We start from the raw sequence: 12,804 nt of genomic DNA, 5'->3' as shown, positions 1-12,804 counted from the left end.
ATCAGAATGGCTTAGCCGCGAACACGGTCGCGCTGAGCGGTGTAAACACCCGATGACAGGTTGTTCCAAGCAGACGATGCTGCCATCGACGTCATCGCGCTGTCGTGGATTTTCTTGAACAGCTCATCGCCCATGTTCTCGTCCAGAACTTCCTGGCTGGCCTGACCAAACGCGTCCCAGACACTGTCCGGGAATTCCAGAACCTTGACGCCGCCCGCCTGCAGGCGCTGCAGCGCCGCGCCGTTGTTGGCCAGGAACTGTGCCAGGTTCCACTGGTGCGCTTCGGCGGCAGCGATCTCGATGATCTTCTGCTGTGCCGGGGTCAGTTCATTGAACACGTCGCGGTTGGTTGCCAGCGACAGACCTGCACCCGGCTCGTGGAAGCCCGCAGTGTAGTAGGTCTTGGTGATTTCCTGGAAGCCGGCCTTTTCGTCGGCCCATGGACCGATCCACTCGGTACCGTCGATCGCGCCGGACGACAGCGCCTGATACACTTCCGACCCCGGAATGTTTTGTACGGATGCGCCCAGTTTACCCAGGGCCTTGCCGCCCAGACCCGGCATACGGAACTTCAGACCGTTGAAGTCTTCGGGGCTGTTGATCTCTTTCGAGTACCAGCCACCCGCCTGCGCACCGGTGTTGCCGGCCAGGAAGGACTTCAGACCAAAGATTTCGCCCAGCTCGTCATGCAGCTCCATACCGCCGTCATGATAGTACCAGTTCACCAGTTCCTGTGCAGTCATGCCGAAAGGAACGGCCGTGAAGAACGCATAACCCGGGTGCTGACCCACAAAGTAATAGTCAGCGGCATGATACATATCCGCCTGACCCGAAGACACCGCGTCAAATACTTCGAAGGCACCAACCAGTTCGCCTGCTGCCTTGATTTCAACATTCAGGCTGCCATCCGACATGGCGTTGATGCTGTCGGCACAACGCTGCGCGCTGTCAAACACGCCCGCCAGACCACGACCCCACGAGGTCACCATGGTCAGGGTACGCTGGCCCTGAGCATAAGCCGGTGCCGCCAATGCTGTCGCTGCAGCTGCCGAACCGCCCAGCGCGGATTTTTTCAGAAATGAACGACGATCCATATGAGTGTTCCTCCCCTTCATAGTCACGGCCCGGCAGAACCGGACCTGTCGCATTCAGTGCGCGTCAGCCTAATGTGACCGAACTGAAAGGGAATACCTACTACTGCGTAGAGAATCGGATTCTTTGCGATTTCTGGCAAGAAATCAGACCGCAAAGCACGTCTTCCCCGACGATAATCTCTGTATTCCCCGAACAAAGCCCAATCTTTTTGCATTTTCGCCGCCGCTTGCGTATCGATTCGTCCATGCAAAGACTCCGACATCTGGTCTCGCTGACCTATGCGCAGAAATTGTCGCTGGTTGCCGCAATCCCGCTGGTCGTGGCCGTAGCGGCAATTGCCGTGCTTGTGGCATACGAGGCGCGCGCGACCGCCGAGCGTGAGATCGAAGCGCTGGAACGCAGCCTGGTCGAAGCCAAGAAAGAAGAGTTGCGCAACTACGTAACACAGGCGCGCAACGGGTTCGCCTATATCTACGGCCGGGCCGAGCCAGATGACGAGGTCGCGAAAAACCTCGTGTCCCAAATCCTGTCGGCAATGATCTATGGCCAGGATGGGTTCTTCTTTGTCTACGATTATGACGGCAACAATCTGGTCAGCCCCCGCCAGACGCAGTTCATCAACCGAAACTGGGAAGGGTTGACGGACAGCGACGGCACTCCGATCGTTGACGAGTTTATCCGCCTCGCCCGCCAGGGGGCTGGTTGGCACAGCTTCATGTGGCAAAAGCCCTCGACCGGAGAGGAAGCACAGATGATCGCCTATGTCGTCGGGCTTCAGGACTGGCGCTGGGTCGTGGGAACAGGAGTCTTCATCGACGACATCGTTGCAACGGTCGCCAACGCCAGGGCCGAGGTCGAAGCCCGCGTTCAGCGCACCTTCATGTATATCGGCGCGATCGTTGTGGCGGCGGTGCTCATCGTCTTTGCATCGGGCATGTTGCTGAACATCCGCGAGCGCAGACTTGCGGACGCCAAGCTGAAGGAACTGACCCAGCGCGTCTTCGATGCCCAGGAAGAGGAACGAGGCCGCGTTGCCCGCGAATTGCATGACGGCATCAGCCAGATTCTGGTCGGTGTACGCTATGCGCTGGACAACGCGCGGCGCCGCCTGTCCCGCGGCGATGACGCGGGCGCACGCGATCCGCTGGACAAAGGGATTGACCATCTTGGCACCGCCATCACCGAGGTCCGCCGCATCAGTCGCGACCTGCGCCCCGGCGTGTTGGACGATCTGGGTCTTGGGCCAGCGCTGAAAGCTCTGACCGACGATTTCCGGGACCGCACCGGGATCGAGACGGAATTCTCGACCGTGGTGTTCCGCAACCGGCTGGACCAGGACAGCAAGATTGCCCTGTATCGCATCGCGCAAGAGGCGCTGACCAATATCGAGCGCCACTCTGGCGCCACGCATGTTACGATAGACCTGCGCGGGCACAAGAAAGGTGCAACCATGCGGATCACTGACAATGGCCGGGGCATGCGGACCGATCCCAGCACCCCCAGCACCGGGATCGGGTTGCGCAACATGCAAGAGCGCATCGAACAGCTTGACGGGTCCCTGCGCATTCTGTCATCACGCGGACCGCGCGGCGGCACTGTCATCGAAGTCAGCCTGCCGCTGAGCCACCTTCTGCCGCCGCAGGAAGACGCAACTCCAAACCGAAAGGCCGGCACATGAGCGCCGAAAGCATCCGAGTTCTTATTGTCGACGACCATCCAATGGTGGCCGAGGGCATCCAGTCCATCCTTGAAAGCTATGATGAGATTCAAGTGGTCGGTACGCTTGGCAGCGGACAGGCGGCAGTGGATCAGGCTGTTGAACTTGCCCCGGATGTGATCCTGATGGATCTGAACATGCCCGGCCTCGGCGGTCTCAGCGCCACGGAAATCATCCTGGAACGATTGCCGGAAACGCGCATCCTGATCCTGTCGATGCATGACAGCCCGGAATATATCTCGACCGCGCTCAGCCACGGTGCCAAAGGTTACGTGCTCAAGGATGTGCCCACGGAAGAGATCAAGCAGGCCATTGATGCGGTGATGCGGGGTGAACAGTATCTGTGCACCGGCGCCAGCGGATCGCTTAAACCCAAGGGCGACAACGTTCGCGAAGCGCTGACCGGACGTGAACAGACCATTCTGCTGGAACTGGCGCAGGGCAAATCCAACAAGGAAGTTGCGCAAACGCTGGATATTTCCGTGCGGACGGTCGAAACGCACCGCAAGAATATAAAACGCAAACTCGGCATATCCTCAACCGCCGGGCTGACACGCTACGCTTTGGAACATGGCGTGCTGCAAGGGACTGGTGTCGGTTTCTGATCTGCACGCGCCCGCAGCGCTGCCCGGCCCAACCATAGGATAGGCGCCGCAAGCGTGTTGAAGATGGGCGGGAGCGCTACCCGCCGGGTCAAAGACCTTCTCCGAAAAAAACCAATGTCCCGTCTTCGTCCAGAACGTGGAATTCACGCTGATTATAGGGCTGATTGAACGGCGGCCTGACACGGCCTTCGGGCAGATCGGCCAATCGGTCGCGCAGGCTGTCATAAAGCCCATCAATATCTTCAACATCGATATAGAAGGAGTGTTCATCACCCAATGGCTTGCCGTCATCCCGGGGTGGGCACTCCAAAAGGCGGATCGCAACAGGACCACGTTTCAAAAAGGCATAATTGTCTTGCATGAACCCACAGGTGAACCCAAGACGATCACAATAGAAGTCGATCTGGTCCTTCAGGGACGAGCACAACACAAATGGTGTAATCTGCAAAATCTTGGGCATCTGACTCTCCGGACAGGAAACAGATGCATTGTACCGAGGTTGAACACTCAATCCAGCAACTGATCCTTTCGCAGCCCCGCGCGCTTGTAGTGATGCGGCAAAACGCGGCCATACAATTGCTGCGTCCTTTCCACACCGCCACACATGCCTTCAGCCTCGACAAAGGAAAAGATGCCGACATAACGACGGCACTTCCCACTGACCGGAGCAACCCGATGCAATGAATACCGGCCCTTGAAAATCTGCAAATCCCCCGGCCGCAGTTCCAGCCGGCGAACCCGCCCCATGTTCCCATCGAGAACCGAGGCCACCAGATCAAAGTTTTCATTTTCCGCCGTCCGCAGGTTGGGTGCGTATTCGAACGCGCCGCCCGTCTCTCCGTTCTGGATGGCCAGCGTCACGGTGTAGTTGTTGGTGTCGAAATGCCAGGGAAAGCCCTGCCCTTCTTCCACGACATTGATGATCACGTCCGCCAACGGATCATCGTAGCGGAAAAAGCGGTCTTCGGGTTCATTCAGGGCATCGCGGACAAAGGGAAGAAAGCCGTCGAACTCGTAAATGCGCCGCAGCGGGCCGGATTTCGAAAGATTGTCGGCCGGAACAAAGGCGTTCGAACGATCATAGAAGCGGCGGATCGGATGAGCGATGCCAAGCCTTGGGTCGTCCTTCGTGAAATAGGCGTTGGTTCTGTTGAAGGACCGGTGCGCCTTGGGCGCCACCCCCTCGGCTTCTTGCACCAGAAGCTTGACCCCTGCCTCGTGCACGAAACCCGGCAGAACAGCACATCCATCCTGTTCCAACTCGCGTCTCAAATCCTCGATCAGCCGATCATAAGCCGGTGAATCCGGACGATCGATTGGATAGCGGCCAAGATCAACCAGGTCCTGCAACATTTCAAGCCTCCGGGTTTTGCCCCCTGCACGTTCAGCGTGGCGCAGAAAAAAGTAATGATCATGCCCGTTTCGGACATCGGCCTGACGCTTTCAGACCGCCTTATCCGCACACAAAACGGCCAATTTTCACGTCGAATTCCCGGAAATTCCCGACATGCGGCAATCTGCGCAATAAAATGTCGCAAAATACCGCCGCTGAGATAGAAAATTGGTGCAATTGCCTGTTGACGCCCCTTCCCCCCGACCATAATGTCGCCTCCAAGCAAAAAGGAGCCTCTGGCGATGAGAACGCTAGTCGTAATCGTAGGAACCACGCGCATGGGCCGGTAACGGTAAACCATAATCGAACCCATGCGCCTCCGAAAAATCGGGGGCTTTTTTTTGTCGAACGCAAGACACATGTCGCGAACGGAGCAAAGCAGATGACACGTGAGATGACCGGCGCAAAGATGGTGGTTCAGGCCCTCAAGGATCAGGGCGTGGACACGGTATTCGGATACCCCGGTGGCGCCGTGCTACCGATCTATGATGAGATCTTTCTGCAAAACGACATTCGCCACATTCTGGTGCGTCACGAACAGGGCGCGATCCACGCGGCCGAAGGCTATGCCCGATCGACGGGAAAACCGGGCGTCGCGCTTGTCACGTCAGGCCCCGGTGCCACCAATGCTGTCACCGGTCTGACCGATGCGTTGCTGGATTCGATCCCGATCGTTGTTCTGACCGGGCAAGTCCCGACCTTCATGATCGGATCGGATGCGTTTCAGGAGGCCGACACCGTAGGCATCACCCGCCCCTGCACCAAGCATAACTGGCTGGTGAAGGACACGGACTCGCTGGCTGAAACCCTGCACGAGGCATTCCATGTCGCCACCTCGGGCCGCCCCGGCCCGGTGCTGATCGACATCCCGAAGGATGTGCAGTTCGCGTCGGGCGAATATGCCAGCCCGAAACCTTCGACCTCGCATTACCAACCCGCGATGAAAGGAGATCTGGAAGAGATCACCGAACTGGTTGCCGCGATGGAAACCGCAAAGAAACCGATCTTTTATACCGGCGGCGGCGTTATCAATTCCGGCCCCGCGGCCAGCCAGTTGCTGCGTGAACTGGTGGATGCGACCGGCTTTCCGATCACCTCAACCCTGATGGGTCTGGGCGCCTATCCCGCCTCGGGCGAAAATTGGTTGGGAATGCTCGGCATGCACGGCCTTTATGAGGCCAATATGGCGATGCATGATTGCGATCTGATGATCAATATCGGTGCGCGGTTCGATGACCGGATCACCGGGCGTATCGATGCGTTTTCGCCGAACTCGAAAAAAGCGCATATCGACATCGACCCGTCCTCGATCAACAAGGTCATCCGGGTGGACATCCCGATCGTCGGCGATGTGGCGCATGTGCTCGAGGATATTCTGAAGATCTGGAAGTCGCGCGGCCGCAAGACGGACGCCGCGAATGTCAAACAATGGCAGAACCAGATCGCCGAGTGGCGCAAGATCAACTGCCTGGCCTTCACCAACAGCGAAAAGTCGATCAAACCGCAATACGCGCTGCAACGCCTTGAAGAACTGACAAAAAAGCATGATCGCTACATCACCACCGAGGTGGGTCAGCACCAGATGTGGGCGGCGCAGTACCTTGGGTTCGAAGACCCCAACCGCTGGATGACATCGGGTGGTCTGGGCACGATGGGTTATGGGTTCCCCGCCTCGATCGGCGTGCAGATGGCGCATCCGGATGCTCTGGTGATCAATGTCGCCGGCGAGGCCAGCTGGCTGATGAACATGCAGGAAATGGGCACCGCCGTTCAGTACCGCCTGCCGGTGAAACAGTTCATCCTGAACAACGAACGCCTCGGCATGGTCCGTCAGTGGCAGGAGCTGCTGCATGGCGAGCGCTATTCACATTCCTGGTCCGAGGCCCTGCCCGATTTCGTGAAACTGGCTGAGGCCTTTGGCGCCAAAGGTATCCTGTGTTCCGACCCCGCCGATCTGGATGACGCGATCATGGAGATGATCAATTACGACGGTCCGGTGATCTTTGACTGTCTGGTCGAAAAGCACGAGAACTGCTTCCCCATGATCCCGTCGGGCAAGGCCCATAACGAGATGCTGCTGGGTGAGGCCGAGACGCAGGGCGTGATCGACTCCAAAGGTTCGGTTCTGGTTTAACGAAATTCGACGGATTTGGTTGAGTGCCGCGCTGTACCCAACCTGTCAAGGATGATGAAAGGGACGTAAATGTCTGCCCTACATATCAAAAAAGGCTCTACCCGCCATTCGGCCTATAACCTACGGCCCACTTTCTCGGACGTTCAGGAACGCCATACAATCGCGGTTCTGGTCGAAAACGAGCCCGGAGTGCTGGCCCGTGTCATCGGCCTTTTCTCGGGTCGTGGTTACAACATCGAAAGCCTGACGGTGGCCGAGGTTGATCATACCGGCCACCTGAGCCGCATCACCATCGTCACCACCGGCACGCCGCAGGTCATCGAACAGATCAAGGCGCAGCTTGGCAGGATTGTTTCGGTGCGTGACGTGCATGATCTGACCGTCGAGGGCGCCTCGGTCGAGCGTGAACTGGCGATCATCAAGGTCGTCGGTGAAGGCGACAAGCGGGTCGAAGCCCTGCGTCTGGCCGATATCTTCCGCGCCAATGTTGTCGACAGCACGCTCAATTCCTTCATCTTCGAAATCACCGGTGCGCCCGACAAGATCGACGCATTCGCCGACCTGATGCGCCCGCTGGGCCTGATGGAAATCGCGCGTACCGGCGTGGCGGCCCTGCTGCGCGGCGATTGATCGAACTGTCCCGCCTTGGCACTTGTCTTGCAGCCAAGGCGGGAACACTTTTTAGGGTGGCTGGTCCTTTCAAATTCAACTCTTGCGATCTGAATGCGCTATAATTGCCATATGGTCGGCTTTTCCCAATAAAGATCAGGCATTTTCAGATAAAGCCTATTGCCTTTACACATGAGGGCGTTAGCCTCGAAGCTGCAACGCGACGTGGGGATACGTTGCTTGGGGTCATTCTGTACGATTTTTAAAATGCACCGGGCTTCGGCTTCAGTGCGACGATGGTTTCTTCCGGAAACTAAGCAAGACGTGGGCACCCATGACTGACGATATTCGTAGTCCGGCTGAGATTCGCGCAATGTTTGGTGCGAACCTTCGGCAATTGGCGAAGCGATATCGCTCGATCTCGGCGCTGTGCCGACAACTTGGCGTAAACCGTACCCAGTTCAACAGATATCTTTCCGGTGAAAGCGTACCCAGACCGGATGTGCTGGACCGTATATGCAGGTTTTTCGATGTCGATGCCCGCATTCTTCTGAAACCGCTGGACGAGATTGAGAAGATCGAAGAACACCCTGCAACTCCGGCCCTGACAGAGTTTCTGGGCTCGGGTGCGGATGCGATCGAGAAATCCCCGTTTTCCCCCGGGTTCTACGCGGTGATCGAAAGCCTGTCGGCTGAACACCGGATGACCCTGCTGCACGCCCGACCCTTGGCCCAATGTACGTTGATCCGTGGCTACGTGTCGCGAGCAGCAATGCCCGAGGCCACACCGAAGGCGCGGGAAATACAGGGGATAGCGGCCGCAAGCGGTGACACTGTCTATATGCTGACCTCCCAGCGGGAAGGTCACAACAGCCGGGTCTATCTGATCTCTCCGGACCCTACGGGAACGGCAGTTCATTGGCGTGGGTCGGTCATCAGCCCGACAAACGCGACAACGCCCGAACCCGTTGTGCTGAAATACCTTGGGCACGACTCGACGGCCATTTTTGCTGCTGCGCGATTGTCGACGAACAACGTGGCGCAGCCCCTGTAACCTATCGTCTCAGGTAGGTGTTTTCCCTTCATCATTCTGCGTGATCTGCCGGTACAGATGCCAACTGGCATGTCCCAGCAACGGCAGGACCACCAGCAACCCCAGAAACCAGGGCACCATCGCCAGAAATGTCAGCACCGCAATGAAAGCACCCCAGGCCAGCATCACCGGAAAGTTCTCTGACACGTAGGTGAAGCTGGTGATCATGGCCGTTACGAAATCCAGCTCGCGGTCCAGCAGCAGAGGGATCGACAGAACGGTGATCATGTACAGAACGGTTGCAAAAACCGCCCCGACGGCCGTGCCGACGGCCAGCATTGTCAGGCCATTCAGTGTCAGAAACACCTCAAGCGAGGTCGACACGTTGGTCATCGTCGCCAACCCCATGAACAGGGCAAAGATCATGTGCCCCAGAAAAAACCAGAAAAGAAACACGACAACTATGATTGCGCAGATCGAGGGCAATTGTCTGCGGCTTTGCTGCATCACGACCCCGAAGATCGCGCCAAAATCGAGCGGCTCGCCCTGTTCCAGCCTGTGCGACACCTCGTACAGACCAACAGCGGCAAACGGGCCGATCAGCGGAAACCCGATAGCCGCCAGCACCAGCCAAAAGGTTGTTCCGGTCTGAACTGTCACCCATGCCATCGCCCACCCGGACAGTACGTAAAACCCCGCAAAAATTAGGCCGAACAGCGGTGCGCGGCGAAAGTCGGCCCAAGCGCGCTGCAATGCTGTACGCAGCATGGCGGTATCGACCGGTCGCATATCCGGAACACCAAAGGGTTTGTCCATGTTGTCTTCCTCCTCCCTGACCGGCGTTATGGCATCGCCGGCCTCTTGTTCGGCCAATTGGTTTCGGCGTGGTAAGCCGCACCGACTGACAATAGTTTCCGATCCGATCCTCTGGGCCCGAACAATTGAAACCCCATCGGCAGCCCCTGCGTGCCAAACCCCGCGGGCGCAGCAAGACATGGCAGGCCGATCAGGCTGACCGGTATCGTGACATGCATCCATCGGTGATAGGTATCCATGGCCCGGCCCGCGATCTCTGTCGGGTAAGGCAAATCAACCGAAAACGGCCAGATCTGAGCAGACGGCAGAACCAACGCGTCAAACTGTTCAAACAGCTTCGCCGCGCAATGGAACCATTCCGAGCGGATGACACTGGCGTGGTGTACCTCCAGTGCACTCATTGCCAGACCCCGATCCAGTTCCCATTGTGCCGAGTCTTTCAAATGTTCCTTTTGCGACGCCAAGGGTTCCAGCCCGGCGGCCACGCTGAACGACCGCAAGGTGATCCAGCTGGTCCAGAGTTTTTCGGCATCGAAAGGCGGGGCGACGTCCTCAACCCGCGCGCCACGCGTTTCGAACACGTCCATCGCGTCTTTGCAGATGTCAAGAATACCGGGCTCGGTCGGAAAAGCGCCGCCCCAGTCGCCAAGCCACCCGATCCGCAGCCCTTGCAGATCCGCGGCGGTCACCGGCGACACGGGCGCACTTTCAACGGCCAGCGGCAAGCGCGGGTCCGGACCCGAGATGACATCAAGCAGAGCACCCAGATCTTCGGGGCAGCGCGCCATGGGGCCCAGTGTCGACAATCGGTGCAAAAAGCTGTCCCCCACGGGATCGGAAGGCACCCTGCCCCAGCTTGGCCGAAAGCCATAAACGTTGTTCCAAGCCGCAGGGTTGCGCAAGCTGCCCATCATGTCCGAGCCATCGGCCAGCGCAACCATGCCCGTCGCCAAGGCAACCGCCGCCCCGCCGGATGAGCCACCGCAGGTGCGATTGGCATCATAAGGGTTGCGCGTTGCGCCATAGACCGGATTGAACGTGTGCGATCCCAGCCCAAATTCCGGCGTATTGGTCTTGCCGATCAGGATGGCACCTGCGGCCCGCATCCGGGTGGCAATCAGATCGTCAGTGTCCGGCACGAAGCCCTTGAACATCGGTGAGCCCTGAGACGAGACGACGCCCGCCACGTTCACAAGATCCTTGACTGCGATTGGAAGACCGTGCAGCGGGCCGGTGATCGGGCCATCGTCACAGGCCTTCGCCTCGGCCATCAAATCATCTGAATCCCTTAGCGCGACGATGGCATTCACCTCACCATTGACCGTGGCGATGCGATCCAGCGAGGCCCGCATCACGTCCGAGGCTGAAACCCGCCGGTTGGCCAACTGTTTCAAAAGGTCTGTAGCCGATATCCGGGTCAGGTCCATGACGCGCCAATCCATTGTCGTTTCCGGCAGCCTAGCGGGCAGCTCGGATCATTTAAACCCACTGTTTAAATGTATCTTTTCAGCGTCGTCCCAGACGGCAATGTCAGCGCGCTGATCTGCGAAAATGCAGGTTGCTGTCAGCCCCAAGCCAGTAGCGCAAGCAAAGAACGATCGCGATGCAGCTGAGCACCAGCCAGATCCCGCCCCACAACATGGCAGAGCCACCGAATTCCTCGGCCAGCATGAATGCATCCGAACGCGCGCCAGACCGTTGGATCGTGTCATCGAAGATGTCGAAAGGGACATAGATCATACTGGTCAATCCGATCACACGCAGCACCAGATCGCTTGCATCGGGACGCAGATACCACGCCGCAGCAATCATCGCAGCCCCGGTTCCGATGCTGAAAACAAGGGCGAACGGGTCGCGGATATACAGCACCGCCACCAGACACATGACACCGCCAAAACCCGCCAGAACGGCGCGGTCGGCCTTTGTTCGCAGGGCAAGGATCAAAAGGGCCATGCCAAGCGCCAGTGAACCAAGATATCCGGCAGACAGGCTGAGAAAGCGATTGCCGCCCCGGCCGAGGACAACGCCGCCCTGTTGCGATGAGATCGAAAAGCTCTCGACCGAGCCACCCGTCATCAGGATCGTCACCGCGTGAGACAACTCATGCAGAAAGACGACCAGTATCTTCAGTGGCACCGCAACCGGTGTATTCCAAAGCAGAAACACCAGGGCCGTGATGAGGATAAGCTGCCAATGCCCTTTCAGAACGTTCAGGAAAGGGCTGTTACGCTTCACCTCAGCTGTCGCCCTGGGCCTCGGAGCGGCTCTTGCCCGCCACGTTCAGGGCCAGTGTGGCCGCCATGAAGCCGTCCAGATCGCCGTCCAGAACACCCTTGGTATCCGAGGTCTCGTAATTGGTCCGCAGGTCTTTGACCATCTGGTAGGGCTGCAAAACATATGACCGGATCTGGTTGCCCCAGCCCGCATCCCCCTTGGCCTCGTGTGCCGCGTTGATGTCAGCGTTCCGGCGGTCCAGCTCCAGTTGATACAAGCGCGATTTCAGAGCCTTCATGGCGATATCGCGGTTCTGGTGCTGCGACTTTTCGGACGAGGTCACGACAATCCCGGTCGGAATGTGCGTGATCCGTACGGCCGAGTCCGTGGTGTTCACGTGCTGACCACCGGCACCCGATGACCGGTAGGTGTCAATGCGGATATCGGCGGGGTTCACCTCGATCTCGATATTGTCGTCGACCACCGGATAAACCCAGACCGAACAGAACGAGGTGTGCCGCTTGGCCGCCGAGTCAAAAGGCGAAATCCGCACCAGCCGGTGTACGCCGCTTTCGGATTTCAGCCAGCCGTAGGCGTTGTGGCCGGAAATCTTGTACGCAGCGGATTTGATCCCTGCCTCTTCACCCGGGGTTTCGGACTGAAGCTCGACCGTATAGCCTTTTTTCTCGGCCCAGCGCACATACATCCGCGCCAGCATCGAGGCCCAGTCGCAGCTTTCGGTTCCGCCCGCGCCCGAGTTGATCTCGAGGAAGGTGTCGTTGCTGTCGGCCTCACCGTCAAGCAGGGCCTCGAGCTCTTTCTTCGCGGCCTTGGCCTGAAGCGCCTTGATCGCGGCTTCGGCGTCCTGGACAACTTCTTCGTCTTCTTCCAGTTCGCCCAGCTCAATCAGTTCGATATTGTCGCTCAGATCGGTTTTGATGGCCTCGTAGGTCTCGATCGCGTCGACCAGCATCTGCCGATCGCGCATCAGTTTCTGCGCCTTTTCGGGATTGTCCCACAGGTTGGGATCTTCGACACGCGCATTGAATTCCTCAAGGCGATGCGGCGCGGTCTCATAGTCCATGCGCTGCGCCAGCAGCTCCAGCGACTTTTCGATTTCCGCCACAGTGTTCTGGGTTTCGGCGCGCATGGTCTTGTCCCAACTTGCTCAATCAGGCCTGCGTGATA

13 protein-coding genes are annotated in these 12,804 nt (G+C 58.4%); 5 read left to right on the top strand and 8 right to left on the bottom strand.

Annotation, left to right across the window (positions count from 1 at the left end; translation table 11 throughout):
- Positions 1–11 precede the first annotated feature (11 nt).
- Positions 12–1,094, bottom strand: a complete 1,083-nt coding sequence (locus GOW60_RS02695) for a TRAP transporter substrate-binding protein (RefSeq protein ID WP_117868673.1) — start codon at positions 1,092–1,094, stop codon at positions 12–14.
- A gap of 245 nt (positions 1,095–1,339) precedes the next feature.
- On the opposite strand from GOW60_RS02695, the gene GOW60_RS02690 reads away from it, so the two are divergent.
- Both GOW60_RS02690 and GOW60_RS02685 read left to right on the top strand, forming a co-directional pair.
- On the top strand, positions 1,340–2,773 hold the full coding sequence (locus GOW60_RS02690) for a cache domain-containing protein (protein WP_152458267.1): 1,434 nt from the start codon (positions 1,340–1,342) through the stop codon (positions 2,771–2,773).
- Positions 2,770–3,417 (top strand): response regulator transcription factor, encoded by a 648-nt coding sequence (locus GOW60_RS02685; protein ID WP_171228129.1) that lies wholly within the window; start codon positions 2,770–2,772, stop codon positions 3,415–3,417. Before GOW60_RS02690 ends, GOW60_RS02685 begins: the two co-directional genes overlap by 4 nt.
- An 88-nt stretch (positions 3,418–3,505) precedes the next feature.
- Here the strand turns inward: GOW60_RS02685 and GOW60_RS02680 are convergent, their stop codons facing one another.
- Genes GOW60_RS02680 through GOW60_RS02670 form a run of 3 tightly spaced genes read right to left on the bottom strand, consistent with a single transcriptional unit; the run spans position 3,506 to position 5,123 of the window.
- Positions 3,506–3,877: a VOC family protein gene (locus tag GOW60_RS02680; protein ID WP_171228128.1), complete on the bottom strand. Its 372-nt coding sequence runs from the start codon at positions 3,875–3,877 to the stop codon at positions 3,506–3,508.
- 47 nt (positions 3,878–3,924) lie between these two features.
- Positions 3,925–4,770, bottom strand: coding sequence for a hypothetical protein (locus tag GOW60_RS02675; protein ID WP_171228127.1), 846 nt, complete (start codon positions 4,768–4,770; stop codon positions 3,925–3,927).
- Positions 4,698–5,123, bottom strand: a complete 426-nt coding sequence (locus GOW60_RS02670; RefSeq protein WP_171204928.1) for a hypothetical protein — start codon at positions 5,121–5,123, stop codon at positions 4,698–4,700. Before GOW60_RS02670 ends, GOW60_RS02675 begins: the two co-directional genes overlap by 73 nt.
- A gap of 69 nt (positions 5,124–5,192) precedes the next feature.
- Between GOW60_RS02670 and GOW60_RS02665 the strand changes: the two genes are divergently transcribed.
- The 3 genes from GOW60_RS02665 (at position 5,193) to GOW60_RS02655 (ending at position 8,607) form a co-directional block, all read left to right on the top strand.
- The gene (locus tag GOW60_RS02665) at positions 5,193–6,944 is read left to right on the top strand and encodes an acetolactate synthase 3 large subunit (protein WP_152458271.1); all 1,752 of its coding nucleotides are present in this window, start codon (positions 5,193–5,195) and stop codon (positions 6,942–6,944) included.
- A gap of 69 nt (positions 6,945–7,013) precedes the next feature.
- Complete coding sequence (ilvN, locus tag GOW60_RS02660; protein ID WP_117868667.1) at positions 7,014–7,574, top strand: acetolactate synthase small subunit; 561 nt, start codon at positions 7,014–7,016, stop codon at positions 7,572–7,574.
- Between the two features lie 352 nt (positions 7,575–7,926).
- On the top strand, positions 7,927–8,607 hold the full coding sequence (locus GOW60_RS02655; RefSeq protein ID WP_254443813.1) for a helix-turn-helix domain-containing protein: 681 nt from the start codon (positions 7,927–7,929) through the stop codon (positions 8,605–8,607).
- Positions 8,608–8,616: 9 nt separating this feature from the next.
- On the opposite strand, the gene GOW60_RS02650 is transcribed toward GOW60_RS02655, so the two are convergent.
- From GOW60_RS02650 to prfB, 4 genes are all read right to left on the bottom strand, one after another.
- Complete coding sequence (locus GOW60_RS02650) at positions 8,617–9,402, bottom strand: DUF2189 domain-containing protein (RefSeq protein WP_171167694.1); 786 nt, start codon at positions 9,400–9,402, stop codon at positions 8,617–8,619.
- 26 nt (positions 9,403–9,428) lie between these two features.
- The gene (locus GOW60_RS02645) at positions 9,429–10,829 is read right to left on the bottom strand and encodes an amidase (protein WP_171228358.1); all 1,401 of its coding nucleotides are present in this window, start codon (positions 10,827–10,829) and stop codon (positions 9,429–9,431) included.
- Positions 10,830–10,932: 103 nt separating this feature from the next.
- Positions 10,933–11,637: a M50 family metallopeptidase gene (locus tag GOW60_RS02640; RefSeq protein ID WP_371813320.1), complete on the bottom strand. Its 705-nt coding sequence runs from the start codon at positions 11,635–11,637 to the stop codon at positions 10,933–10,935.
- 1 nt (position 11,638) lies between these two features.
- A complete protein-coding gene (gene prfB, locus GOW60_RS02635; protein ID WP_171228125.1) occupies positions 11,639–12,766 on the bottom strand; it encodes a peptide chain release factor 2 in 1,128 nt (375 codons plus the stop codon).
- Positions 12,767–12,804 lie beyond the last annotated feature (38 nt).

It is taken from the genome of Ruegeria sp. HKCCA4008 (genome assembly GCF_013033125.1).
Taxonomy (GTDB): Bacteria; Pseudomonadota; Alphaproteobacteria; order Rhodobacterales; family Rhodobacteraceae; genus Ruegeria.
The sequence above is the reverse complement of the archived record's forward strand: the minus strand, read 5'-3'. Positions and strand labels throughout refer to the sequence as shown.

What these genes read in the sequence shown, in the direction of transcription:
- GOW60_RS02675 (WP_171228127.1), bottom strand. Translation starts at nt 4,770, where the DNA reads ATGTTGCAGGACCTGGTTGATCTTGGCCGCTATCCAATCGATCGTCCG.
- ilvN (WP_117868667.1), top strand. Translation starts at nt 7,014, where the DNA reads ATGTCTGCCCTACATATCAAAAAAGGCTCTACCCGCCATTCGGCCTAT.
- GOW60_RS02655 (WP_254443813.1), top strand. Translation starts at nt 7,927, where the DNA reads ATGTTTGGTGCGAACCTTCGGCAATTGGCGAAGCGATATCGCTCGATC.
- GOW60_RS02665 (WP_152458271.1), top strand. Translation starts at nt 5,193, where the DNA reads ATGACACGTGAGATGACCGGCGCAAAGATGGTGGTTCAGGCCCTCAAG.
- prfB (WP_171228125.1), bottom strand. Translation starts at nt 12,766, where the DNA reads ATGCGCGCCGAAACCCAGAACACTGTGGCGGAAATCGAAAAGTCGCTG.
- GOW60_RS02685 (WP_171228129.1), top strand. Translation starts at nt 2,770, where the DNA reads ATGAGCGCCGAAAGCATCCGAGTTCTTATTGTCGACGACCATCCAATG.
- GOW60_RS02670 (WP_171204928.1), bottom strand. Translation starts at nt 5,123, where the DNA reads ATGGGTTCGATTATGGTTTACCGTTACCGGCCCATGCGCGTGGTTCCT.
- GOW60_RS02680 (WP_171228128.1), bottom strand. Translation starts at nt 3,877, where the DNA reads ATGCCCAAGATTTTGCAGATTACACCATTTGTGTTGTGCTCGTCCCTG.
- GOW60_RS02695 (WP_117868673.1), bottom strand. Translation starts at nt 1,094, where the DNA reads ATGGATCGTCGTTCATTTCTGAAAAAATCCGCGCTGGGCGGTTCGGCA.
- GOW60_RS02645 (WP_171228358.1), bottom strand. Translation starts at nt 10,829, where the DNA reads ATGGACCTGACCCGGATATCGGCTACAGACCTTTTGAAACAGTTGGCC.
- GOW60_RS02690 (WP_152458267.1), top strand. Translation starts at nt 1,340, where the DNA reads ATGCAAAGACTCCGACATCTGGTCTCGCTGACCTATGCGCAGAAATTG.
- GOW60_RS02650 (WP_171167694.1), bottom strand. Translation starts at nt 9,402, where the DNA reads ATGGACAAACCCTTTGGTGTTCCGGATATGCGACCGGTCGATACCGCC.